This is a genomic window from Aeromonas caviae, assembly GCF_000819785.1.
GTDB lineage: Bacteria > Pseudomonadota > Gammaproteobacteria > Enterobacterales > Aeromonadaceae > Aeromonas > Aeromonas caviae.
In genome coordinates, this window is the sequence record NZ_CDBK01000100.1 from 56,840 (window position 1) to 81,514 (window position 24,675).

The 24,675-nt window shown below is 64.9% G+C and carries 22 protein-coding genes; 16 read left to right on the forward strand and 6 right to left on the reverse strand.

The features are described 5' to 3' along the window. Nucleotides 1-5 precede the first annotated feature (5 nt). From BN1120_RS17905 to BN1120_RS17925, 5 genes are all read left to right on the forward strand, one after another. Entirely contained in the window at nt 6-794 is a 789-nt protein-coding gene (locus BN1120_RS17905) for an ATP-dependent zinc protease family protein (RefSeq protein ID WP_039039848.1), read from the forward strand. A 3-nt stretch (nt 795-797) separates the two neighbouring features. Then, complete coding sequence (locus BN1120_RS17910) at nt 798-2,336, forward strand: inactive transglutaminase family protein (protein WP_010674088.1); 1,539 nt, start codon at nt 798-800, stop codon at nt 2,334-2,336. A 3-nt stretch (nt 2,337-2,339) separates the two neighbouring features. Further along, nucleotides 2,340-3,305 carry an alpha-L-glutamate ligase-like protein gene (locus tag BN1120_RS17915; protein ID WP_039039849.1) on the forward strand — a complete coding sequence of 322 codons (966 nt, stop codon included), beginning with the start codon at nt 2,340-2,342 and terminating at the stop codon, nt 3,303-3,305. A 298-nt stretch (nt 3,306-3,603) separates the two neighbouring features. Next, complete coding sequence (locus tag BN1120_RS17920) at nt 3,604-4,518, forward strand: hydrogen peroxide-inducible genes activator (protein ID WP_010674086.1); 915 nt, start codon at nt 3,604-3,606, stop codon at nt 4,516-4,518. Between the two features lie 106 nt (nt 4,519-4,624). Then, entirely contained in the window at nt 4,625-5,074 is a 450-nt protein-coding gene (locus BN1120_RS17925; protein ID WP_029314241.1) for a C40 family peptidase, read from the forward strand. 54 nt (nt 5,075-5,128) lie between these two features. On the opposite strand, the gene BN1120_RS17930 is transcribed toward BN1120_RS17925, so the two are convergent. Next, nucleotides 5,129-5,422, reverse strand: a complete 294-nt coding sequence (locus BN1120_RS17930) for a hypothetical protein (protein WP_010674084.1) — start codon at nt 5,420-5,422, stop codon at nt 5,129-5,131. 212 nt (nt 5,423-5,634) lie between these two features. Between BN1120_RS17930 and BN1120_RS17935 the strand changes: the two genes are divergently transcribed. The 4 genes from BN1120_RS17935 to BN1120_RS17950 are packed head-to-tail and all read left to right on the forward strand — an operon-like array spanning nt 5,635 to nt 9,382. Continuing rightward, complete coding sequence (locus tag BN1120_RS17935) at nt 5,635-7,065, forward strand: coniferyl aldehyde dehydrogenase (protein ID WP_042017354.1); 1,431 nt, start codon at nt 5,635-5,637, stop codon at nt 7,063-7,065. An 8-nt stretch (nt 7,066-7,073) separates the two neighbouring features. Then, nucleotides 7,074-7,664, forward strand: coding sequence for a TetR/AcrR family transcriptional regulator (locus BN1120_RS17940; protein ID WP_010674082.1), 591 nt, complete (start codon nt 7,074-7,076; stop codon nt 7,662-7,664). Beyond that, nucleotides 7,654-8,181 carry a hypothetical protein gene (locus BN1120_RS17945; RefSeq protein WP_041212703.1) on the forward strand — a complete coding sequence of 176 codons (528 nt, stop codon included), beginning with the start codon at nt 7,654-7,656 and terminating at the stop codon, nt 8,179-8,181. The genes BN1120_RS17940 and BN1120_RS17945 overlap by 11 nt, the downstream gene beginning before the upstream one ends. A 16-nt stretch (nt 8,182-8,197) precedes the next feature. Beyond that, nucleotides 8,198-9,382, forward strand: a complete 1,185-nt coding sequence (locus BN1120_RS17950) for an iron-containing alcohol dehydrogenase (RefSeq protein WP_042017357.1) — start codon at nt 8,198-8,200, stop codon at nt 9,380-9,382. 15 nt (nt 9,383-9,397) lie between these two features. Here BN1120_RS17950 and cysM read toward each other — a convergent pair whose 3' ends face one another. Beyond that, the gene (gene cysM, locus BN1120_RS17955; RefSeq protein ID WP_042017359.1) at nt 9,398-10,288 is read right to left on the reverse strand and encodes a cysteine synthase CysM; all 891 of its coding nucleotides are present in this window, start codon (nt 10,286-10,288) and stop codon (nt 9,398-9,400) included. A 154-nt stretch (nt 10,289-10,442) separates the two neighbouring features. Between cysM and BN1120_RS17960 the strand changes: the two genes are divergently transcribed. From BN1120_RS17960 to BN1120_RS17985, 6 genes are all read left to right on the forward strand, one after another. Next, on the forward strand, nt 10,443-10,700 hold the full coding sequence (locus tag BN1120_RS17960; RefSeq protein WP_041212700.1) for a GNAT family N-acetyltransferase: 258 nt from the start codon (nt 10,443-10,445) through the stop codon (nt 10,698-10,700). Next, nucleotides 10,690-11,274: a nucleotidyltransferase family protein gene (locus tag BN1120_RS17965; RefSeq protein WP_042017362.1), complete on the forward strand. Its 585-nt coding sequence runs from the start codon at nt 10,690-10,692 to the stop codon at nt 11,272-11,274. The genes BN1120_RS17960 and BN1120_RS17965 overlap by 11 nt, the downstream gene beginning before the upstream one ends. 70 nt (nt 11,275-11,344) lie before the next feature. Next, nucleotides 11,345-13,168 (forward strand): SulP family inorganic anion transporter, encoded by a 1,824-nt coding sequence (locus tag BN1120_RS17970; protein WP_042017363.1) that lies wholly within the window; start codon nt 11,345-11,347, stop codon nt 13,166-13,168. A 122-nt stretch (nt 13,169-13,290) separates the two neighbouring features. Continuing rightward, entirely contained in the window at nt 13,291-14,637 is a 1,347-nt protein-coding gene (locus tag BN1120_RS17975; RefSeq protein ID WP_010674075.1) for an MATE family efflux transporter, read from the forward strand. 11 nt (nt 14,638-14,648) lie between these two features. Further along, on the forward strand, nt 14,649-15,239 hold the full coding sequence (locus tag BN1120_RS17980; RefSeq protein WP_039039859.1) for a hypothetical protein: 591 nt from the start codon (nt 14,649-14,651) through the stop codon (nt 15,237-15,239). Between the two features lie 276 nt (nt 15,240-15,515). Beyond that, the gene (locus tag BN1120_RS17985) at nt 15,516-15,731 is read left to right on the forward strand and encodes a YdcH family protein (RefSeq protein ID WP_005313020.1); all 216 of its coding nucleotides are present in this window, start codon (nt 15,516-15,518) and stop codon (nt 15,729-15,731) included. Between the two features lie 161 nt (nt 15,732-15,892). On the opposite strand, the gene nifJ is transcribed toward BN1120_RS17985, so the two are convergent. Continuing rightward, on the reverse strand, nt 15,893-19,468 hold the full coding sequence (nifJ, locus tag BN1120_RS17990) for a pyruvate:ferredoxin (flavodoxin) oxidoreductase (RefSeq protein WP_042017366.1): 3,576 nt from the start codon (nt 19,466-19,468) through the stop codon (nt 15,893-15,895). Next, entirely contained in the window at nt 19,465-21,111 is a 1,647-nt protein-coding gene (locus BN1120_RS17995) for an NAD(P)-binding protein (RefSeq protein ID WP_042017367.1), read from the reverse strand. Before BN1120_RS17995 ends, nifJ begins: the two co-directional genes overlap by 4 nt. A 350-nt stretch (nt 21,112-21,461) precedes the next feature. Here BN1120_RS17995 and BN1120_RS18000 point away from each other — a divergent pair, with 350 nt between their 5' ends. Next, entirely contained in the window at nt 21,462-23,264 is a 1,803-nt protein-coding gene (locus BN1120_RS18000; protein WP_042017368.1) for a hybrid-cluster NAD(P)-dependent oxidoreductase, read from the forward strand. Nucleotides 23,265-23,344: 80 nt separating this feature from the next. Here BN1120_RS18000 and htpX read toward each other — a convergent pair whose 3' ends face one another. Then, on the reverse strand, nt 23,345-24,217 hold the full coding sequence (gene htpX / locus BN1120_RS18005; protein WP_010674070.1) for a protease HtpX: 873 nt from the start codon (nt 24,215-24,217) through the stop codon (nt 23,345-23,347). Between the two features lie 113 nt (nt 24,218-24,330). Then, the coding region (bioD, locus tag BN1120_RS18010; RefSeq protein ID WP_042017372.1) for an ATP-dependent dethiobiotin synthetase BioD at nt 24,331-24,675 on the reverse strand (345 nt) is incomplete at its 5' end.

Below are 24,675 nucleotides of genomic sequence, written 5' to 3' on the forward strand. Positions count from 1 at the left end.
GTTAAATGAATGACATGAAAAGCAAATTAAAAGGAATGACCCTGCTCTCCCTGCTCAGTCTCGGCGGGTGTGTCAGTATGGAAAAAGCCCCCCCGGCCCCGACCCTGACGCTGGCCGAGCTGCGCAACGAGATCTCGTTGAGCGAGCAACGTCTGCAAACATCCATGGAACAGCAACAGAAGCAGTATGTGCAGCAACAGCACCTGCTGGTTCAGCTCAACACCGATGTCACCAACATGAAAGAGTCCGTGAAGAAAGTCGACAGCAAGCTGGCTACCCTGCCTCCCGAGCCGCCCAAGGCCATGCCCATTCCCACCGAGAAGTGCCCGGCGCCGAGCCAGGGCCACACCGTCGATGGCAAGCTGCTGGTGGGTGAAGCGGAGTGGATCTGGGTTGACGCCGCCAACGACGCCTTCCAGGCCCGGGTCGACACCGGCGCCACCACCTCCTCCATCAGCGCTCAGGAGATCACCATCTTCGAGCGCAACGGCAAGAACTGGGTGCGCTTCTTCCTGAGCCACCAGGAGATGGACGACAAGATCCAGATTGAAGCGCCCCTGGTGCGTCACGTGCGGGTCCGTCAGGCTTCCGCCGACGATCTCGACCGTCGCCCCGTGGTCCGCCTCGCCGTGCGCATCGGCGACATGACCGAGAAGGCCGAATTTACCCTGAAGGACCGCAGCGACATGACCTTCCCCGTGCTGCTGGGCCGTGAATTCCTCAAAGACATCGCCGTGGTCGACGTGGCCCGCGAATATATCCAACCCAAACCCAAGCTCAAGGATGTGAAATAATCCATGGTTTCCCGTAAGCCGTTCTATCTGCTGGTCGCCCTGCTCTACATCGTCGGCCTGGGGATGACCTTCTATCATCACATCGCGCTGGACGTCCCGCTCACACCGGGTGAAAAGCGCCAGATCTGGTCCATCGAAGCCAAGCTCGAGTTCGAGGCCACCGGCGAGCCGGTGATCGCCTCCCTGGCCATTCCGGGCACCCAGCCCGGCTTCACCCTGATGAACGAGAACGCCGCGAGCCCGGGCTATGGCCTGTCGTTCGTGGAAAAAGACGGGGATGCCCGCGCCGAGTGGTCCATCCGCACCGCCTCCGGCCGTCAGGAGCTTTACTACCGGGTCGACATGATGGCCGATGCCCATGCCAAGCCCGCCGCCAACCCGCAGCCGCCCGCCATCGAGAAGCAGATCGAGAGCGAGCCCTACGCCACGGCCATGAAGCAGATCCTGGAGCGCGCCCAGGAGCGCTCCGCCGACGGCTACACCCTGACCCGCGAGATCATCAAGGAGATCGAGAAGCAGGAACAGAACGCCGAGCTGCTCAAGTCCCACAAGAGCCGCGCCAATCTGATTGCCGAGCTGCTCAACAACGCGGACGTCCCGGCCCGGGTGGTTCACGCCCTCAGCCTGGAAGACGGCCGTCGCCGTCAGGAGCTGGTGGATTACCTGCAGGTCTTCAACAGCCCGACCGACTACAAGCTGTTCAACCCGCAAAGCGGTGAACAGGGTCAACCGGCCAACCTGCTGCTGTGGGAGTACAACTCCGGCGCCCTCCTGGACGTCACCGGCGGTCACAACTCCCGCGTCACCTTCTCGATGATCGAGCAGGAGCAACCGGTCAACGTGGCCCTGGCCCAGAAGTTCGAAAAATCCGAGATGATGAACTTCTCCATCCACAGCCTGCCCCTGGAAGAGCAAGCCCTGTTCAAGGGTCTGCTGCTCATCCCCATCGGCGTGCTGATGGTGGTGTTCCTGCGGGTCATAGTGGGGATCAAGACCTCCGGCACCTTCATGCCGGTGCTGATCGCGGTCGCCTTCATCCAGACCTCGCTGGTCACCGGCCTCATCGGCTTCCTGCTGATCGTCGGCACCGGCCTGGTGATCCGCTCCTACCTCTCGAGGCTGAACCTGCTGCTGGTCGCCCGAATATCGGCGATCATCATCATGGTGATCTCGATGATCGGCATCTTCTCGGCGTTCGCCTTCAAGCTGGGGCTGACCGACGGCATGAAGATCACCTTCTTCCCGATGATCATCCTCTCCTGGACCATCGAACGCATGTCCATCCTGTGGGAAGAAGAGGGTCCCAAAGAGGTGTTCCGCCAGGGCGGCGGTTCCCTGCTGGTGGCGGTCATCGCCTACCTGGCCATGGACAACGAGCTCATTCGTCACCTCACCTTCAACTTCCTCGGCCTGCAGCTGGTGCTGATGGCGACCGTGCTGTTGATGGGTAACTACACCGGCTACAAGCTGAGCGAGCTCAAGCGCTTCAAGCCGCTGGTGGACGAGATGAAGTCTGGTGCCACCCCGGGTAAGGACAAGTAACAGATGTGGTTCTGGCAGAAATACACCAGTCCGTGGAGCCTGTCCCAGGCAGGCATCCTCGGCATGAACAAGCGCAACCACTCCTACATCAGCCGCTACAACCCGCGCCGCCTCTATCCGCTGGTGGATGACAAGCTCAAGACCAAGCGCATCGCGCTGGATGCGGGGGTGACGGTGCCTGAACTCATCGGCACCATCCGCGAGCAGCACGACGTGACTCGCATCACCGAGCTGGTGAAGGACTGGCCGGGCTTCTGCATCAAGCCGGCCCGCGGCTCCGGCGGCAAGGGGATCCTGGTGATCCTGCGCCAGGAGGATGGCCTCTTCTACAAGCCCAACGGCAGCGCCGCCAACGGCCAGGATCTGGAGCGCCATGTCTCCAACATCCTGGCGGGGCTCTATTCCCTCGGCGGCAAGCCCGACGTGGCGCTGGTGGAAGGGCTCATCAACTTCGACGACGTGTTCGACGGCTACTCCTTCGAAGGGGTCCCCGATGCCCGGGTGATCATCTTCAAGGGGTTCCCGGTGATGGCCATGATGCGCCTCTCGACCTCGGCTTCCGATGGCAAGGCGAACCTGCACCAGGGCGCCGTGGGGGTGGGCCTGTGCCTGCGCACCGGCCGCGCCCTGCGGGCGGTGCAGTTTGGCAACCCGCTGCGCCACCACCCGGACACCGGCCTGGATCTCTATGATCTGAAGGTGCCCCACTGGGACACCCTGCTCAACCTGGCGGCCTCCTGCTACGAGATGTCCGGTCTTGGCTACATCGGGACCGACATGGTGCTGGACAAGTTCCGCGGCCCCATGCTGCTGGAGCTCAACGCCCGTCCGGGCCTTGCCATCCAGATCGCCAACGGTCGCGGCCTGGTGCCCAACCTCAAGACCATCGAGAAGCTGGGTCAGGTCAAGATGAACGTGGAGCAGCGGGTCAACTTCGCCAAGGATCACTTCGGTATCTTCGACGAATAGTCCGCCCCCCCTTCTGCAAAAACGCGCCCACCGGCGCGTTTTTTTATGGCCGCTCCTGCGCGCAGGGCGCCCCGCCCGAAGGCCGATCCCCGTCACATCCCATGGCGGCGCCCCTTCAATGGCGCGGCACAAGGGGATAAGCTCCTGACCAATGAGGGGTGACCAGCTCATCGGCGCAGGCCACCCCATGTGCGTGAGGCAGTGCGCCTGCCAGGGGGCACCGATTTGTCGACGACAACGGGGCTTCTCGATGGTAGATTAATCAAATCAAATAGATAGCATCGATCGGGTTTCTCCTATGCAACGTTGGCCCAGCCTGAAGCAGCTCCAGTATCTGGTCGCTCTGGACGAGCACAAGAATTTCAACCGCGCCGCCAAGGCCTGCCATGTCAGCCAGTCGACCCTGAGTACCGGGATCCAGACCCTGGAGGACATGATGAACCTGCAACTCGTGGAGCGGGATCACAAGAGCTTCATCATGACGCCGGTCGGCATGGAAATCGTGGCGCGGGCGCGCAACCTGCTCTCCGACGCCCGGGACCTGATGGAGCTGGGACAGCAGCAGGGGGGCGTCATGCACGGCACGGTGCGCCTGGGTTGCATCCCCACCATCGCCCCCTTCCTGCTGAGCAAGCTGCTGCAGGTGTGCGGCAAGGCCTATCCGGATCTGGAGCTGCTGCTGCGGGAAGACACCACCACCAATCTGCTCAAGCAGCTGGAGCAGGGGCAGCTCGATCTGCTGATCCTGGCGCTGCCGGTGGAGATCGGCGGCTTCCACAGCAAGACCGTCGGCCAGGATCCCTTCCACATGGTGATGCCCTCCCACATGGCTGCGGGCCTGCACATGCCGTTCGACTACAAGGAGCTGCCCAACCAGAGCATCTTCCTGCTGGAGCGGGAGCACTGCCTGACGGAGCACGCGGTGAGCGCCTGTCGGCTGCGGGACAAGAGCAAGATCAACCCGTTCGCCGCCACCAGCCTGCACACCCTGGTGCAGATGGTGGGGGCCGGTCTTGGCACCACCTTCCTGCCCCAGATGGCCATAGATGCGGGCATCCTCGACAACACGGACCTGGTGGCCATCCCCCTGCCCGGGGAGAAACCCTATCGGGAGATAGGCCTGGTGTGGCGCCCCAGCACCACCCGAGTACAGACCTTCTACAAGATTGCCGAGCTGCTGACGCCGCTCATTACCCCCAAACCGGCGGGGTGATCCAGTGGCTGCCCCCACAGGCGGCCACTCCTCAATGCCGTTGTCATTCAGGTTCCAGGCAGGATCATCGTCTATGATGAACCCCGTGCCCTATCAAGGAGTTGAGATGTTTCGCACCTTGCTGCTGCCCTTGCTGGCCCTGCTTCTCGCCGCCTGCTCCAGTACGCCGGAGCCTCCCCCTCCCGTGCGCCAGAGCGGCGCCTTCGACAACTTCTATCAGCAGTGGCGCGGCGTGCCCTATCGCATGGGCGGTACCAGCCGCGCCGGTCTCGACTGCTCCGCCTTCACCCAGCTCGCCTACAGCCAGGTGCTGGGCTTCACCCTGCCCCGCACTACGGAATCCCAGGCGAGCCTCGGCCGCCCGGTGGACAGATACCGTCTCCAGCACGGGGACCTGGTCTTCTTCAAGACCGGCTGGCAGCAGTACCACGTCGGGGTCTACACCGGGGCAGGTGAGTTCATTCACGCCTCCACCAGCAAGGGCGTGATCCGCTCGCGCCTCGACAACGTCTACTGGAACAGCCGCTACTGGCAGGCCCGCAGGCTGGTCCAGTAGGTGCGACCCCAAACATGAAAAGGCCCCGAGGGGCCTTTTCATGTTGTTGTCGGGTCAGTGCTTGCGGTGCCAGCGGGGCGAGGTGGCGCGCTCCCCCCAGGGGGTCATGCAGGGCAGCAGGGCCCCCTCGATGACGCCCTCATGGCTCGCCAGCGCCAGGGCAATCTTCTCGTGGAGCAGGCGCAGCAGGTTCTTCTCCTGGCCCGCCAGGGAGTGGCCCGCGGCGAAATACTCCTGCTGATGTTGCAGCGCCAGCTTCTGGGCAAACTCATAGGTATTGAAACTGTCCGGCATGCGCGCGATCACGTCATCCAGCCGGGCCAGCAGGCTATGCAATTCCCTGGTCATGTGCGGTTCTCCCTCCGAGTTGGTGACTCACAATTACCCCTTATTGGATAGAAGGCCAATCCGAATGCCTCAAAAATGGGAGCCCGGACACAGTTCCGGACAACGCTCCCCACTGGTAGCCACCCTCTGCCCTCGCCCGGTTTACAAGTCGGCAACGAATCGCTAGATTTAGACCGACTAATCAGTCGGTCATTTTTCGTGCGGAGCATGCCATGGACACCACCGTCACCCCCGCCTCACCGGACAAGTTCTCCCTCCCCGAGCAACTGCATCGGCTCAGGCAGGCCAGCCAAGCCACCCCCATGCCGGATCTGGCGTCCCGCCGTGCCAGACTTGATGCCCTCAAGCAGGGGCTGCTGCGCCACAAGCAGGCACTGTGTCAGGCCCTGGCCCGGGACTACGGCCAGCGCAGCGACTACGACAGCCTGATCGCCGATGTGCTCCCCTGCGTCATGCAGATCAACTACACCCAGAAACGGCTCAAGGGGTGGATGAAACCGGAGCGCCGTCATTCCGGCCTGCTGCTGGCCCCCGCCAGGGTCGAGGTGCACTATCAGCCCCTCGGCGTGGTCGGCATCATGGTGCCCTGGAATTTCCCGGTGATGCTGAGCCTCGGGCCCCTCATCGGCGCCCTCGCCGCCGGCAACCGCGCCATGATCAAGCTTTCCGAGTTCACCCCTCACACCAACGCCGTGCTGCGCACCCTGCTCGATGAGGCCCTCGGCGGTGACGAGGTGGTGGTCATCGAGGGGGATGCGGGGATCGCGGCCGCCTTCAGCGCCCTCCCCTTCGACCATCTCATCTTCACCGGCTCCACGGCGGTGGGTCGGCTGGTGATGGCCGCGGCCGCCCCCCAGCTCACCCCCCTCACCCTGGAGCTCGGCGGCAAGAGCCCCTGTCTCATCGCCCCCGACATGCCCCTGGCACTGGCGGTGGAGCGGATGATCTTCGGCAAGAGCCTCAACGCCGGCCAGATCTGCGTGGCCCCCGACTACGTACTGCTGCCGAGGGGGCAGGAGCAGGCCTTCATCGAGGCCTATCAGGCCCATTTTCGCCGCCTCTACCCCAAAGGGCTCGAGAGCCCGGATTATGGCGCCATCATCAACGCTCCCCAGTACGAGCGGCTCACCGCCTGGCTGGAGGAGGCGAGGCAGGCCGGAGCCCAGATCCACCCCTGCGTCACGCCCGCCCGGGATGACGCCACCCGCAAACTGGTGCCCCACCTGCTGACCGAGGTACCCGGCCACTGCCAGGTGATGCAGCAGGAGATCTTCGGCCCCCTGCTGCCCCTGGTGCCCTATGACGACATCGAGGAAGCCCTGGCCTATGTGGCGGCCCGGCCCCGCCCCCTGGCGCTCTATCTCATGAGCCTGGACGAGACGCTGCAGCGCCGCCTCATCCGGGAGACCCACGCCGGGGGCATGGCCATCAACGAGAGTCTGTTCCAGGTGGCGGCGGACGATGCCCCCTTCGGCGGCATCGGTCCCTCCGGCATGGGCCACTATCACGGCCGCGAGGGGTTTCTCACCTTCTCCAAAGCGAAAACCGTGCTGCGCCGCGGGCGCTTCAGCACAGGCTCCCTCATTCACCCCCCCTATCGGCGCTGGTACCAGCGGCTGATGATGGCCCTGTTCCTGCGCTAGGAGGCGAGATGCGAGAAACCATGACCGACAAACGCCGCCAGATCCTGGATGCCGCCCTGGCCCTGTGCGCCGAGGATGGCCTGCAGGGCGCCGCCACCGCCCGCATCGCCAAGGCGGCCGGGGTGGCCAATGGCACCCTGTTTCATCACTTTCCCAGCAAGGAGGTGCTGATCCAGAGCCTCTACCAGGACATCAAACTGCGCCTTGGCGCCGCCATCACCGAGGCCGATGCCGCCCTGCCGCTCCAGGAGCAGGCCCGCCACTACTGGCACCAGGCCATGGGCTGGATGCAGGCCCACCCCCGTGAGCTCAGGTTCGTGCTGGGCTTTTTCCACTCCCCCCTGCTGGCCCGCCCCCTGCGCAGCCAGATCCTGGCGGAGACCCTGCATTTTCTGCCGAGCCTGCTCGCCCGGGGCCAGGCCAGCGGCGAGCTGATGTCGGCCCCGCCGGCCCTGATGCTGGAGGTGTGCCAGGGCCAGTTTCTGGCCTGCGCCTCCCTCTTTGTCGATCAGCCTGAACTGGGAGAAGACCCCCACTGGCAGGAGAGCGCCTTCACCCTCTTCTGGTCCGCCATCAGCGGAGGTTCCCATGCGCCCTGACGCCCTGCTTGCCACCGGCAGACGCCTCTGGATTGGCAGCCTGCTCTGGATCATCGGCCGCACCCTGTGCCGCGCCGCCCGGGTCGACGAGGCGGTGCGCCGCGAGCTTGCCCCCCTGCCGGACGGCCTCACCATCAGGCTGGAGGTAAACGGCATGACCCGGGGGCTGAGTCTCTACAAGTTCGCGGGGCGCTGGCACTGCGGTGAGGAGGCTGGCAGGGCGCACTCGACCTGTGCCCATGACGGCCCCCACCCCCTGCGGGTGCGCTTCAAGCACCCCGCCGTCGCCTTTCGCGCCCTCAGTTTTCGCCTCGGCATCAACCAGGCCTTTTGCGAAAACCGGCTGCTGGTGGAGGGGGATCTCGACGCGGCCATGCACCTGGTGCGAGCGCTTGAGCAGTTGCAGAGCCTCATCCTGCCCGCCTTCATCGCGCGGCCCCTGCTTCGCCACTACCCGGACCCGCATCGCAAGCTCGCGCGGGCCTGCCACATCTATCTGGGTCTTCTGACCGGTTGAACATGAGGAGAACGGGATGAGCCGTTATTACGATTTTTTCTGCCCGGTCAAGCTGATGGCGGGGGAGCAGGCACTGGAACAGTTGCCGGATGCCTTGAGGGGATTGGGGGCTGGCCGCCCGCTGCTGCTCACCGACAAGGGGGTCAGCGGCAGCGGGCTCGCCACCCTGCTGGCCGATGTGATGGCCGAAGGGGCCTTGCCGGTCGCCGCCATCTGGGACGAGATCCCGGCAGACTCCTCCACCGCCGTGGTGGAGCGGATCGCCCGCCACTACCGGGAGCTGGGCTGTGACAGCCTGCTGGCCCTTGGCGGCGGCTCCGTCATCGACACCGCCAAGGCGGTGAACATACTGGCGACCCTGGGGGGCGAGCGGCTGCTCGACTATGCCGGTGCGGATTGCCTGACCCATCCCCTCAACCCCCTGGCGGTGGTCCCCACCACGGCGGGGACCGGCTCCGAAGTGACCCTGGTGGCGGTGATCAAGGATGAAGGGAGCGGGCGCAAGGTGCCCTTCACCTCCCCCTTCCTGCTGCCCCGGCTGGCGGTGCTGGATCCCCGCTTCACCCTGGGGCTGCCGCTGCCCATCACCGCCGCCACCGCCATGGATGCCATGACCCACGCCATCGAGGCCTTCATCGGCAACGGCAAGAACCCGGTCAGTGACGCCCTGGCCCTGATGGCGGTGGAGAAGATTGCCACCGCCCTGCCCAGGGTGCTGGCCCACCCGACGGACAAGGGCCTGCGGCTGCAACTGGCGGAGGGCTCCACCCTGGCGGGCATGGCGTTTTCCAACTCCATGGTGGGGCTGGTACACGCCCTTGGCCACAGTCTGGGGGCGCGCTGCCACCTGCCCCATGGCCTCTGTATGAACCTCTTCCTGCCCACCGTGCTCGACTACAACCGGCCCGGCATCGACCCCGAGCTGGCCCGCCTGCTGCTACCCCTGGTGGGGCCGGAGCGCTTTGCCGCGACCCCGGCCGAGGGGAGACCCCAGGCCACCATCGAGGCGTTGCAGGCACTGCGCGATACTCTGTGGCAGACGGTCAAGCTGCCCCGTACCCTGCGGGAGGCGGGCCTCACCGACAAGGCGCTGCTGCCCGGGATCCGGGATCTCGCCATCAACGATGGCGCCCTGCTCTACAACCGCAAGGATGCAGACAGGGACCAGCTGCTGGTCCTGCTGGAGCGGGCCTGGGAGTAGCGGGCCCCTTGCCCGTCAGGCATCGGGGGTGAAGACCCCGGTGGAGAGGTAGCGATCCCCCCGATCGCAGATGATCGCCACCACCACCCCCTGCCCGATCTCTGCCGCCACCCGCAAGGCCCCGGCCACGGCGCCACCCGAGCTGACACCGCAGCAGATCCCCTCCTCCCGCGCCAGGCGGCGCATCATGACGAGGGACTCGTCGAGCGTCACATCCAGCACCCCATCGACCCGCGCAGGCTCGAAGATGGCGGGCCGGTAGGCCTCGGGCCAGCGGCGAATGCCGGGGATCTGGCTCCCCTCGGCCGGTTGCAGGCCGATCACCGCCACCGCCGGGTTCTGCTCCTTGAGGTAGCGGGAGACCCCCATGATGGTGCCCGTTGTGCCCATGGCCGAGACGAAGTGAGTGACCGCCCCGCCGCTCTGGCGCCAGATCTCGGGGCCGGTGGAGCGGTAGTGGGCATCCGGGTTGGCGGGGTTGTTGAACTGATCGAGCACCAGCCCCTCCCCCCGTGCCTGCATGGCCAGGGCGAGGTCTCGCGCCGCTTCCATGCCCTCTTCCACCAGCACTAGCTCGGCGCCGTAGGCCTGCATGGCGTCGCGCCGCTCCTGGCTCATGTTGCTCGGCATGATGAGCCGCATCCGGTAACCCCGGGACGCCGCCACCATGGCCAGCGCGATGCCGGTATTGCCGGAGGTGGCCTCGATGAGCCGGGCCCCTGGCGCTAAGTGACCACTCGCCTCTGCCTGCCTGATGAGGTTCAGCGCCGCCCTGTCCTTGACGGAGCCAGCGGGGTTGTTGCCCTCCAGCTTCACCAGCAGGGTGACGCCGGGGTGCGGATTGATGCGGCGCAGCGCCAGCAACGGGGTGTTGCCTATCAGATCGTCCAGGGTGGCGAAGGCCATGACGGATCCATCCTCTCTCAATGTTCTATACCTTGCCTTGCGACCATTCACAGGCCGGCCAGTGTAAGCGAGCCCGCCATGGGCGCAAAGAATGGCGTTGGCAAACCCTGTCCGCCATGTTCTGATCTTCCCATTCACCCAGAGAGGACTCCCGATGAGCGACATCCTTCACCAGGCCGATCAGCAGCAGTTTGTCTGCACCGTGGACGGCAAGCTCTCCCGCCTTGCCTATCGCCGGCTGGACGCCACCACGGTGGACGCCTACAGCACCCAGGTTCCCCCCGAGCTGCGCGGACAGGGGATCGCCGACAAGCTGGCCCGCCGCTTCTACGACTGGACCCTCTCTGAGGGGCTCACCATAGTGCCGAGCTGCAGCTACATCGACGTCTGGTTGCGCCGCAATGCCGGTTGAAGCCGGGCCGCTGCGGGAGGCGCACCTGCGGGCCTGCACCGAGGCCCTGCTGCGAGCTGATCACCCGCGCATGGATTGCCTCCGGGCTGCGCGGGAGCTGGCTCTGCCCGACTGGGCCCTGGGGGCGGGGTTTGTGCGCAACCTCATCTGGGATCACCTCCATCACAAGGCCGAGCCCACCCCGCTCAACGACATCGATCTTATCTATCTGGACAGCGCTGATCCGACTGGATTGAAGGAGGCCGATCACGAAGCCTGGCTCGCCGCCAAGATGCCGGGCCAGCAGTGGGAGGTGCGCAACCAGGCCCGCATGCATCTGCGCCAGCAGGTGCCTCCTTTTGCCAGCTCGCTGTCGGCCCTCAGCCACTGGGTGGAGATACCCACCTGCATCGGGGTCCGCCTGCTGGCAGATGATGCGTTCGAGTGGCTGGCCCCCTACGGCTTTGCCCCCAACTGGTCCCTGGTGGTGAGCCCCAATCCGCGCTGTCGCCAGGAGAGCCGTATCTTTAGCGAACGGGTCAGGGCCAAGGAGTGGCAACGCATCTGGCCTGACCTTGTGGTGAACTGGCCATGAGCGGATTGCAAAGGATCGACAACCTTGGGCACACTAAGAAAAAGATGTTTGTAACTCAATGGGTTAAATAATGCGCGACTTCTTCTCTCTCGAGCGCTGGCTGCCGGGGCTCGCCGCCTTGCTGCAATACCAGCGGGCCTGGCTGATGCCGGATCTTCGCGCTGGCCTCTCGGTCGCGGCCGTGGCCCTGCCCGTGGCCATCGCCTATTCGGAGCTCGCCGGGGTGGGCGCCATCGTCGGCCTCTACTCCTGCATCCTGCCCATGGTGGTGTATGCCCTCTTTGGCACCTCCCGTCAGCTCATCGTCGGTCCGGATGCCGCCACCTGCGCGGTGATCGCCGCCGTGGTAACGCCGCTCGCCGCCGGGGATCCCACCCGTCACTGGCAACTGGTGATGACCATGACCGCCATGACCGGCTTCTGGTGCCTCATCGCCAGCCGCTTCAAGCTGGGGGTGCTGGCAGACTTTCTCTCCCGCCCCATCCTGATGGGGCTGCTCAACGGGGTGGCCATCACCATCATGGTGGGCCAACTCTCCAAGATCTTCGGCTTCACCTTCAGCGAGCGCTATCTCATCGAGCGGATCCTGAACGGCACCAGCTACATTACCCAGACCCATCTGCCCACCCTGGCCATGAGCCTGACGGCCCTGCTCACCCTGCTGCTGGCCAAGCGCTACAGACCAGCCTGGCCCTCCTCCATGGTGGCCATGGTGGTGACGGCGGCCCTGGTGTGGCTGTTCAATCTCGGCCGCGTCGACATCGCCACCCTGGGGACCATCGGCTCGGGGCTGCCCGCCTTCCAGATGCCGGACTTTCCCCCCGGGCTTATCCGTGAGCTGGTGCTGCCCGCCCTCAACCTCGCCATGGTGAGCTTCGTCTCCATGATGCTCACCGCCCGCAGCTTCGCCGCCAAGAATGGCTACGAGATTGATGCGGACAAGGAGTTTAGGGCGCTGGGCATGGCGAACCTGGCCGCCGCCGCCTCCCAGGGGTTTGCCATCAGCGGGGCGGATTCGCGCACCGCGGTCAACGACGCCAACGGCGGCAAGAGCCAGCTGGTCTCCATCATCGCCGCCGCCGTCATCGCCCTGGTCACCTTCTACCTGACGGCGCCGCTGCAATACATTCCCACCGCCGCCCTCGGGGTGGTGCTGGTGATGGCCTCCCTGTCGCTCACGGATTTTCGCGGCCTCTGGGCCCTGCGCGAATCGGACCGCGCCGCCTTCTGGCTCGCCCTGGTGACCTTTGTCAGCGTGCTCACCATGGGGGTCATTCCGGGCATCACCCTCGCGGTGCTGCTGGGGCTGTTCCAGTTCCTGCGCAACGTGATGCGCCCCACCGACCAGCTGCTCGGCATGGACGACGAGGGCGTGGTGCGCACCCTGGGGGACAACGAGCAGGCCAAGGCGATTCCCGGCATCCTGGTCTACCGCTTCAACTCCCCGCTCACCTACTTCAACGCCCCCTACTTCAAGCGGCGGGTGCTGGCACTGCTGGTGCAGGATCCCCACAATCCCAGGTGCCTGGTGGTGGATGCGGTGGCCTGCTTCACCCATCAGGACATCAGCGTCATGAGCATGGTGGGAGAGCTGCACAAGGAGCTCAAGCGGCGCGGCATCCACATGGTGATGGCCGGTCGGCACGGCCAGATGAGCCAGTGGTTCAAACAGGCGGGGATCCGGATCGGCGAGGATGGCATCATCCTCTGCCCCGACATGTACCAGGCCCTGCGCATGACCCGCTGCTACCGGGAACCGGTGTTCCGGGACGACGAGGGGGTGGAGAGCACCACGGATGCCCTGCTCACCCGCTGGCCGCACGATGACGACCTGCCCGACTCGGCGCGCCTCACCCGCCCCAGCGAGCAGGAGGCCGGCGCCACGCCGGTCTGAGACACATCCCCTGGTCGCAGGTCCCCTCCTCCTGCGGCCAGGATTGCACCCCGCCCCCGCTTGGTGTTAAATGCCCCTCCAGTTGGCCCTGACGAGGGCCATCGCCAGCACCTGGATATCCCATGCAGACTCAATCCCACGCGGGCCCGGGCTCCCTCTTCGCCCTGACCTGGCCACTGTTCATCGATCTGGCCCTTCACTTTCTGACCGGGGCCCTCAACACCTTCATGGTGGGCCACGTCTCCTATCAGGGGGTGGCGGCCCTCGCGGTGGGCAACCAGGTCTTCGATCTCGCCATCACCCTGTTCAGCTTCGTCAGCATCGGCACCAGCGTGGTGATCACCCAGTATTTGGGGGCGGGAGACAAGGAAAAAGCCCGCGTCGTCATCCACACCGCCATCGGTTTCAACCTGCTGGTGGGACTGGTGGCCGCGGTCGGCGTCATGGCGGGGGCCGGCACCATGCTGGCGCTGATGAACCTGCCTGCCCACCTGATGAGCGACGGCAGCCTCTACCTGCAGATCATCGGGCTTTGCCTGCTGCCGGAGGCGGCGGCCCTCTGTCTGGCCGCCACCCTGCGTGCCCACGGCCACACCCGCCAGGCCATGTACGTGACCCTCATCGTCAACCTCATCACCTTCGTCGGCAACCTGCTGCTGCTCTATGGCTGGTTCGGCCTGCCCCAGCTCGGGGTCGCCGGGGTCGCCATCAGCACGGTGGCGGGGCGCATCGTCGGGGTGGTGCTGCTGGTATGGCTGGTGGCGCGCAAGACCGGCATCCGGCTGCGTCTGCCCGAGATCGTCCGCCCAAGCCGCGCCATGCTGGACAAGGTGCTGCACATCGGGCTGCCGGCGGCGGGGGAGAACCTCTCCTGGATGCTGCAGTTCATGGTGGTGACCGCCTTCGTCGGCCTGCTCGGCGACAAGGCGCTGGCGACCCAGTCCTACTTCTTCCAGATCTGCCTGTTCATCCTGCTGTTCGGCCTCTCCATCGGCCTTGGCAACGAGATCATCATCGGCCACCTGGCGGGGGCCCGACGCTTCGATCAGGCCTATCGCCAACTGATGAAGAGCCTGAAACTCGGCCTCATCGTCACCGCCGCCATCGCCATCGCCGCCGCCCTGAACGGCCGCGCCATCATCAGCCTGTTCACCGACGACGCCGACATCATCACCCAGGTGGCGCAGCTCTTCCTCATCAGCCTCATCCTCGAACCCGGTCGCACCTTCAATCTGGTGGTGATCAACGCCCTGCGCGCCACCGGGGATGCCCGTTTCCCGCTCTACATGGCGCTCGTCTCCATGTGGGGCATTGCCGTTCCCCTGGCCTATTTCCTTGGTATCATGCAGGGCTATGGCCTGGTAGGCATCTGGCTGGCCCTCGCCTGCGACGAGTGGGTGCGCGGTCTGGCCATGTTCTGGCGCTGGCGCAGTCGTCGCTGGCAAAACAAAATTCTTGTCGAAACATAAGCGGAATCACCATGAAGAAAATCGGACTCTTGTTGACGGCCATCCTGCTCAGCCCGCTCGCCATGGCGCAAACCGCCCCGGCGACCCCCAAGGCGCAGGCTCCCCAGACCTGGTATGTGGCCCCCATCGTCATCGACGAGACCAGCGAAGCCCAGAAGGCCCTGACCAAGGAGTTCACGGCCCAGATGATCAAGACCATCAAGATCAACGAGTACCAGACCGGCAAGGCGGTGGGCAAGACCAAATCGCCCAAGTGGCTGATCCGCACCAAGCTGATGCCCGCAAGCCAAGAGCCTCTGGTCGGCAAGAAGCACCCGCAGGGCCTCACCTATGGCAAGGGCATCCCCACCCAGGAGATCGTCGGCGAGCTCATCATGAACGGCACACTGGTGGCCCACATCGGTCAGGGCTGGCGCGAACCCATCGTCCCGGGCACACCGGTGGCGGAGAAGATCTCCATCGCCAACTACCAGTACGCCATCGGCAACGAAGCCAAGGCGCCGGATCTGGAAGAGCTGGCGGCGCAGATCGGTTTCGAGGCGGGCAAGGTGATTGCCAGAGACGGCAAGCCCCTGCCCGAGAAGAAAAAGAAAAAAGAGTAAACGGCTCACCCGTTTCCAGTCAGGGGCCTCGCGCCCCTTTCTGTTGCCCGCCCCGTAGCAGACCCCCTCTCCCGAATGTGAAGCGGATCCCGCTTCTTTCCTCTGCTGCCCCAGGGTCAGCAGGCAATCATCTTGTAATTCAAACAGTTAAAAATCGCCCTTCCCATGCAGCAAATCCGTGGCCCCGAATTGGATCGGGATCACGTTTCTCCCCGGCAGTAAGGGGTACTTTGGTCTTGCAGGCACAATCAAACGACAACAAGGAGGCTTCATTACATGTTTCCGGAGTACAGAGATCTCATCTCGAAACTGAAGAGCAGTGATGTCCATTTCCAGAAGAAGTTTGACTTGCACAACGACCTGGATGCGGAGATCAGAAAGCTGGAGAAACACCACGCCAGCGACTACAGCTCCGAGGTGAAGGATCTGAAAAAACAGAAACTTAAACTGAAAGAGGAGATATACGACATCCTCAAACAACATCCACACTAGACGCCTCGACGAATACCTGGATAAGCAACTTATCCTGCCAGCCCGGCCCGACGCCGGGCTTTTTGTTGGCCGCCCCAAGGCGCGGCAACGGCCACTTCCCTTGGCACCGGAAAACGAAGCGGGCCAATGGCCCGCTTTCTCATACCGATTTCATCCCATCCTCACACCGGCGGATGGAAATGGCTGGCCTCGCGGGTGGCCATCTCCTCGTAGGTGGCCCACTTCTGCCACGCCACTTGTTGCGCCACCTGCATCAGCCGCTCGGCCTCCTGTGGATGGCTCTGGGCCAGCACCCGATAACGGGTCTCCTCCTGCCGATATTCGGCAAGGGGGATGGAGGGGCGCAGGCTGTCGAGGCTGAAGGGGTTCTGCCCGGCGCTGCGCAGTACCGGGTTGTAGCGCATCAGCGGCCAGTGGCCCGAATCGACCGCACGCTTCTGTTGGGCCAATCCCTGCTCCATGTCGATGCCGTGGGCGATGCAGTGGCTGTAGGCGATGATAAGGGACGGGCCCGGATAGGCTTCCGCTTCCCGCAAGGCCTGTAGCGCCTGCTGCGGGTTGGCACCAAAGGCGATGCGGGCAACATAGACGTTGCCGTAGGAGATGGCCTGCAACGCCACATCCTTCTTGGCCAGCGCCTTGCCCCCCGCCGCGAACTTGGCGACGGCACCGAGCGGGGTCGATTTCGACATCTGACCGCCGGTGTTGGAGTAGACCTCGGTATCCATCACCAGCACGTTCACGTCGCGGCCGGAGGCGAGCACATGGTCGAGCCCCGCCGAGCCGATGTCATAGGCCCAGCCATCGCCGCCCACTATCCAGACCGAGCGGCGCACCAGCTGATCAATCAAGGAGAGCAGCTCGCGAGCCTTGCCGGATTTCACCTCTTCCAGCCGCTCCCGCACTTGCGCGACCCGGGTACGCTGGGCGCGGATCTCCGATTCCAGCCGCTGCGGGGCGCTAATCAGGGTATCGACCAGCTCTGCGCCCAGCTCCCCCTTCATCACTTCGAGAGCCGCCACCGCCTGACCGTGATGCTGATCGGCGGTGAGGCGAAAACCAAAGCCAAACTCGGCGTTGTCCTCAAACAATGAGTTCGACCAGGCCGGCCCCTTCCCTTCGCCGTTCTTGGCCCAGGGGGTGGTCGGCAGGTTGCCACCGTAGATGGAGGAGCAGCCGGTGGCGTTGGCCACCAGCATGCGATCCCCAAACAGCTGGGTCAGCAACTTGAGGTACGGGGTCTCGCCACAGCCGGCGCAGGCACCGGAGAACTCGAACAGGGGTTCGAGGAACTGGGTGCCGCGCACCGTGGAGAAATCCACCCGCTCGCGGGCAGGCCACGGCAGGCTCTCGAACCAGCGCAGCGCCTGCTTCTGACCAGCCAGATGGGGGGCCTTGTCCATCATGGCGATGGCGCGCTCACTTTCATGGCTCTCATCCGCTCCGGCCCGCACCGGACAGGCCTGCACGCACTGGCCACAACCGGTGCAATCTTCCGGATAGAGCTGCAGGGTGTAGCGGCTGTCGGGGAAGCCCCTGGCGGTGACGGGTACCGACTGCGCCGCCTCGGGGGCGGTCGCCAGCCAGTCCTGATGGTAGAACTTGGCCCGCAGCGCCGCGTGGGGGCAGACAAAGACGCAGTTGCCGCACTGGATGCAGATATCCGAATGCCAAATCGGGATCTCGCGGGCGATATCCCGCTTCTCGAAACGGCTGGTGGCAGTGGGGTAAGTGCCATCCACCGGCAGCATGGAGACAGGGATCAGATCGCCGCGCCCCGCCAGCATCGGGCCTGTGACCCGCTGGACAAACTCGCTGCCGCCCGGCGCCAGCGGCTGCGGGTAATCGCTGATCTGCTCGTCACCGGCCGGGATGACCACCCGGTGCAGATGAGCCAGGGTGTCATCCACCGCCGCAAAGTTGCGCGCCACCACCTCGGGCCCCTTGCGGGCATAGCTCTTCTCGATGCTCTCCTTGATAAGGGCGATAGCCTCGTCCCGCGGCAAGATGCCGGCCAGCGCGAAGAAGCAGGTCTGCATGATGGTGTTGATGCGATTGCCCATGCCGTTGCGCTCGGCCACCCGATCCCCATCGATGCAGTAGAGGCGGATATTGAGGGCGCGAATACGGGCGCGCAGCCGCTCGGGCAGCTCGGCCCAGACCCGCTCAGGCTCATAGGGAGCATTGAGCAGCAGGGTCGCCCCTTCGGCGGCATGTTCCAGCAGATCCACTGACTCGACAAAGCCCCACTGGTGGCAGCCGATAAAGCTCGCCTGCTCGATAAGCCAGGGGGCGTCGATGGGCTCGGGGCCAAAGCGCAGGTGGGAGACGGTGCGCGAGCCCGACTTCTTGGAGTCGTAGACGAAGTAGCCCTGAGCGTGGAACCCCTCCAGCTCGCCGATGATCTTGATGCTGTTCTTGTTGGCGCCCACCGTGCCGTCGGCGCCCAGGCCGAAGAAGAGCGCCCGCACCCGGCTGGCAGGCTCCAGATCGCCGATGGGGTGCCAGGCCAGACTGAGGCCCGACACATCATCGACGATCCCCACCGTAAAGCGCGGACGCGGCGCATCGGATGCCAGCTCCTCGAACACCGCCGCGCACATGGCAGGGGTGAACTCCTTGGAAGAGAGGCCATAGCGACCGCCACTGAGCCACGGCAGCCGCTTGATAAGGCCGCGCTGCAAACCGTCGATCAGCGCGCTCTGCACATCCAGCAGCAGCGGCTCGCCCCCTGCCCCCGGCTCCTTGGTGCGATCCAGCACCGCCATGCGCCGCACGCTCGCGGGCAGCGCATCGAGCAGCGCCTGCACCGGGAAGGGACGATAGAGGCGAATGACCAGTACCCCGGTCTTGCGATCCTGCCGGTTGAGCCAATCCACGGTGGTGCGGGCGGTGGCCGCTCCCGAGCCCATCAGCACGATCACATCGGTGGCATCGGGTGCGCCGTGGTACTCCACCAGCCGGTAGTGGCGGCCGGTCAGCTCGCCGAGGCTCTCCATGCACTGCTGCACCCGGGCCGGTACCGCCTCGTAGAAGGGGTTGACGCTCTCGCGGGACTGGAAATAGGTATCCGGGTTCTGGGCGGTGCCACGCATCACCGGATGATCCGGGTTGAGGGCCCGGGCGCGATGGGCGCGCACCCAGTCGTTGTCGATCAGCGCCCGAATTTCATCTTTATGCAGCGTGACTATCTTGTTCACCTCGTGGGAGGTACGGAACCCGTCGAAGAAGTGGATAAAGGGCACCCGGCACTGCAGGGTGACGCTGTGGGCGACCAGGGCCAGGTCCTGCGCCTCCTGCACCGAGCCGGAGGCGAGCATGGCAAAGCCGGTGCTGCGCGCCGCCATCACATCCTGATGGTCGCCAAAGATCGACAGCCCCTGCGCCGCCAAGGATCGGGCCGCCACATGGAACACCGCCGAAGTCAGTTCACCGGCGATCTTGTACATGTTGGGCAGCATCAGCATCAGCCCCTGACTGGCGGTGAAGGTGGTGGCGAGCGCCCCCGCCTGCAGGGCGCCGTGTACCGTGCCGGCCGCCCCCCCTTCACTCTGCATCTCCACCACCGTGGGGATGTTGCCCCACAGGTTGGTCTGCCCCTGTGCCGCCCAGGCATCGGCCAGTTCGGCCATGGTCGAGCTCGGGGTGATGGGATAGATGGCACACACTTCGCTCAGCTGGTACGCCACCCGGGCCGCGGCTTCGTTGCCGTCAACCATGATCAGTTCATGTTTCATTGGAACTCCTCCGGTTGGCGCAACTCGATGGCGTGGCAGGGACACTGGTCGTGGCAGGCACCGCAGCCGGTGCAGCGCTCGGCATCCACCCGATACCCCAGACCCGGCCCCAACTTGGCGATGGCCTGCTCGGGGCAACTGCCATAGCAGCCGTCGCACTCGAAGCAATTGCCGCAGGAGTAACAACGCGCCGCCTCGTAACGGGCGGCCACCTCATCCAGCCCGCCGATGATCTCGCCAAAGTCGTCCCGCGCCCACGCCGGTTTGACCGGCTGACTGCTGGCCGGCGCCTGGGTCTGGAACCAGAGCTGCAACTGCTCCGGCCCCACCAATGAATAGGAAAGCGGTTTGTGGTAGAGGCGACCGCGCAGCCAGGCATCCATATGGCGCGCCGCCTTCTTGCCGTGGCCGGTGGCGATGGTGACGGTGCGCTCGGAGGGCACCATGTCGCCGCCCGCAAACAGACCCGGCACATCCGTCATCAGGTTCTCGCCAACCTGTACTACTCCCTCCTTGTTGACCCGCACGCCGGGGATGCTCTCCAACACGCTCAAGTCCACCTCCTGACCCAGCGCCAGAATGAGGGAGTCCGCTTCGAGGGTTTCAAACTGGCCGGTGGGCACCGGCTTGCCCTCGGCATCCAGCGCCATCACCTCCACTTCGATGTTGGTGCTGTCGAGCTGGCGGATGGTGCGCAGCCAGTTGATCTTGATCCCCTCCTCCTCGGCCTCATCGGCTTCAAAGGCGTGAGCCGGCATATGGTCCCGGTCGCGGCGGTAGATGATTATCGCCTCCTCGACCCCGAGGCGACGAGCGGTACGGGCCGCATCCATGGCGGTGTTGCCGCCGCCGTAGATGGCCACCCGCCGTCCCAGTTTTGGCGGTGGCAGTCCTTTCTCTTCGGCCAGACTCGCCTGTTCTAGGAAGCTCACCGCATCGAGGATCTTGCCCGCCTCCCGGGCCGGAATGTCGACCCGCTTGGCCAGATGGGCGCCGATGGCCATGAAGACGGCGTCAAAGCCCCCCTCGTCGCGCTCGCACAGCACATCCTCCACCTTGTGGTTGAGGGTCAGCGTCACCCCGGCCGCCACGATGCGGGCCACCTCCCGATCCAGCACATCGCGAGGCAGGCGGTAAGCGGGAATGCCGAAACGCAGCATGCCGCCCGCCAGCGGCCCCGCTTCGCGGATCTCCACCTGATGGCCGAGCCGATTGAGGTGCCAGGCGCAGGAGAGGCCGGAGGGACCGGCACCGATCACCAGCACCTTCTTGCCGCTGGCGGGTGCGGGGGGCACAGGCTGCCAGCCCCGGGCCAGCGCCTCGTCGCCGAGGAAGCGCTCGATAGCGTGGATGGAGACGGCATCATCCACCTGGGCACGGTTGCAGGCCGTTTCGCAGGGGTGATAACAGACCCGCCCGTGGACTGCAGGCAGGGGATTTTCTTCGATGAGGCGCTGCCAGGCCGCTTCAAAGCGGCCCGCTTCGGCCAGGGCAAGCCAGGCCTGGATGTTCTCGCCAGCCGGGCAGGCATGGTTGCAAGGTGGCAGGGCCGGCCGCCAGACGGGCAGCCGGGTGCGAACCGGGCCTGTTCCCGTTTTCTGGGAGAGATCCGGCTGTGGGGTCATATCCAGTTGTTTGCTCATACATTGCTTTCTTCTTTTTGTGTGACAGGCCCCATCCGAATGCACTTGATACCGTGTTGCCTGGGCAGACGGTGGCTGGAGAGGGAAGAAGCGAAAGCGTCAGAAACTGGAAGCTGGCTCGATGATGGGCCGTTTTTTGTACGACATGGTGGATCAGGATCAATAAATGTTGCGCTTTATGGGTCGCCCCCTTCACAACCGGATCCCCGTCACACCCCGCAGCCATTCGGGCCTGTCGCCCGAGCCCCCTCGCCGCCCTCGACGTGGGCAGCAGGAGAAGATTGCCGCCCGGGACAGGAATCGTTATCTTCCCCTCTTCACAGGAATCGCCACAGCACAAGGACCAGGACATGCCGACCCTCGCCAGCATACATCTCTACCCCATCAAATCGACGGCAGGCATGCCGCTGGAGCGCGCCCGGGTGACCCAGGAGGGACTTGCCGGGGATCGCCGCTACATGGTGGTCAAACCGGATGGCACCTTTATCACCGCCCGCACCCATCCCCAGTTGCAGCAGGTGGTGGCCACCCCCGTCGAGGGAGGGCTGCAACTGCGCTATCCGGGTCTGCCCCCCCTTGCCCTCATGGAGGCGGCGTTCAGTCGCGCCCCTCAGCACACCGGTGTCTGGGGGGATCGCTTTACCGCCCTGCACACCGGGCCCGACGCCGATGAGTGGCTGAGCCGCGTGGCGAGGGAGCCGGTGCGCCTGCTCTGGCTCGGGGAGGCATCCGATCGTTTTCGGGAGAAGACCGGCACCCGGGTGAGCTTTGCAGACGGCTACCCCTTGCTGCTCATCAGCCAGGCTTCCCTTGAGGATCTCAACCTGAGATCCGATGCCTTGCACCAGATGAGCCAGTTTCGTACCAACCTGGTGGCGAGCGGCACCCGCCCCTTCGAAGAAGATGGCTGGAAGCGGATCCGCATCGGCGAGGTGGAGTTTCGGGTGGACAAGCCGTGCAGCCGCTGCATCATGACCACGGTGGAGGCAGGCTCGGAGCGCTTCAATGCCCTGAAAGAGCCGCTGGCCACCCTCACCCGCTACCGCCGTGGCGAAGATGGTGAGGTCTACTTCGGCCAGAATCTGGTGGCCCTGAACGAGGGGTGGATTGAGGCGGGCAGCGAGATCGAGGTGCTGGAGCGGGCCCGGGCGCCGGTCTACCCCAACGCGGCCCCGAAAAAGCGGGAGCTGGTGTGCGTCGCCCGGGAACCCCTGGCCCGGGATCTGGAAACCTTCTGGTTCGAGGCCGCCGACGGCGAGCCCCTGCCCGACTACCTGCCTGGACAGCACCTGCCCATCAGCCTCGATATCAAAAACACACGGGTTCAGCGCCGCTACACCCTGAGCTCCACTCCGGAGCGGCCCGAGCGTTACAGCATCAGCGTCAAGAAGCTGGCCGATGGCCGCCTCTCCCCCTGGCTGCACCATGAGCTGAAAGTGGGCGACCGGTTGCTGGCCGCCCCCCCGGCCGGCGAGTTTCACTTAGGGTCCGAGCGCAGGCTGCTGCTGCTCTCGGCGGGATCCGGTGTCACCCCCATGCTCTCCATTGCCCGCACTCTGGCACTACGGGGGGAGCTCGGTGACGTCCACTTCATGCACCTGTGTCGCAGCGAGGCAGACATTCCTGCCGCCAGCGAGCTGCACGCCATGGCGCAGCAGGGAATGACCCTCACCCTGATCCTGAGCCAGCCTGACAAACACTGGCAGGGGCTCAGCGGCCGTCTGAATGACGATCACCTGGGCCGGATCCGGGATTTGCAGGAGCGGGAGGTGTTCATCTGCGGCCCCCACGGCTTCATGGCCGATGCAGCCAACCGGCTGACCGCCCTCGGCGTACCGGCCGGGCGCATCCGCCAGGAGAGCTTTGGCGGGGCCCTGCTCTCGGTGGCCCGCCCCCATCAGGCGGTGCAACTGCGTATCGGCGAGCGGGAGTTTGCGGGCAACAACCAGGGCACCGTGCTGGATCAGGCCAACAAGCAGGGGGTAGAGCTGCCCTGGAGCTGCCGTGCCGGCATCTGCGGCAGTTGCAAGCAGACCCTGGTCTCGGGCGAGGTGGATCACCCCGATGCCCCCGCCATCAGCGCCGCCGAGCGGGCCGAGGGCAAGATCCTCGCCTGCTGCGCCGTGCCCCTGACGGATCTGGTGATCAAATAGGGTGATCGGGGGACAAAACCCCGTCCCCGGAATGCAAAACGGCTGCCCGAGGGCAGCCGTTTTATTTAGATGACTGGCTATCAGCCACGCAGGGCGGCGATGCGCTGCTCGATGGGCGGGTGGCTCATGAACAGCTCGCTCATGGAGCGCTTGCCGTTGATGCCGAACGCCATCATGGAACCCTCCATCTGCGGCTCGGCACCGCGGGCGAGACGCTGGAGCGCGGCAATCATCTTGTCGCGGCCGGCCAGCTTGGCGGCACCGGCGTCGGCACGGAACTCGCGCTGACGGCTGAACCACATGACGATGATGGAGGCGAGCACGCCGAACACCATCTCCAGCACGAACACGGTGATCATGTAGGCGAAACCGCCGGTGCTGCTGCTCTCTTCCTCGTTGTTGGAGCTGAAGAAGTTGCTGATGACGCCAGCCACGATGCGGGCGAAGAACATCACGAAGGTGTTCACCACCCCCTGGATCAGGGTCAGGGTCACCATGTCGCCGTTGGCCACGTGGCTCACCTCGTGGGCCAGCACGGCTTCCGCCTCGTCGCGGCTCATGCTGTAGAGCAGACCGGAGGAGACGGCGACGAGGGAGTCGTCACGGCGGGCACCGGTGGCAAAGGCGTTCATCTCGGGGGAGTCGTAGATCCCCACTTCCGGCATCTTGATGCCAGCCTCACGGGCCTGACGGGCAACAGTGCTCACCAGCCAGTGCTCGGTCTCGTTGCGGGGCTGCTCGATGACCTGGACGCCATAGCTGCGCTTGGCCATCCACTTGGACATCAGCAAGGAGATAAAGGAACCCCCAAAACCGAACACGGCACAGAACACCAACAGACCGGAAATGCTGGACTTGTTGATCCCCAGAACCGAGAACAGGATATTGAGTACCACCCCCAGCACCAGCATGACGGCCAGGTTGGTCACCAGGAATAGCATAATTCGCTTCATATTGACTCCTTGTGAGATATGGATGCATGGTTCGGGGCGCCCCAGGGGCGACCGATGCCACACTTGCCCCAGATAATAGACAGACTCGATGAATGTTTGCTGAATGTCTGGCCTCAGAGCAAGGGCGACACATCGAGACAGTGGTGCAAATCCACCTCATTCACCGCGTCCACGAAGGGGAGTTCCCCCAGAAATGGGGCCGGCAACATGGCTTTCAAGGTGTCCAGGTTCTCCTCGTAGCGGCTCATGTGCGGATCCACCCGGTTGATGACCCAGCCCGCCAGAGTCAACCCCTGCTGGCGAATGGCGCTGACGGTGAGCAGGGCATGGTTGAGGCAGCCCAGCCTGGCCCCCACCACCAGGATCACCGGCAGCCGCTCCTGGGCGACCCACTCCGAGAGCAGACGCTGATGATCCAGCGGCAGGAACCAGCCCCCCGCCCCCTCGACGATCACGAG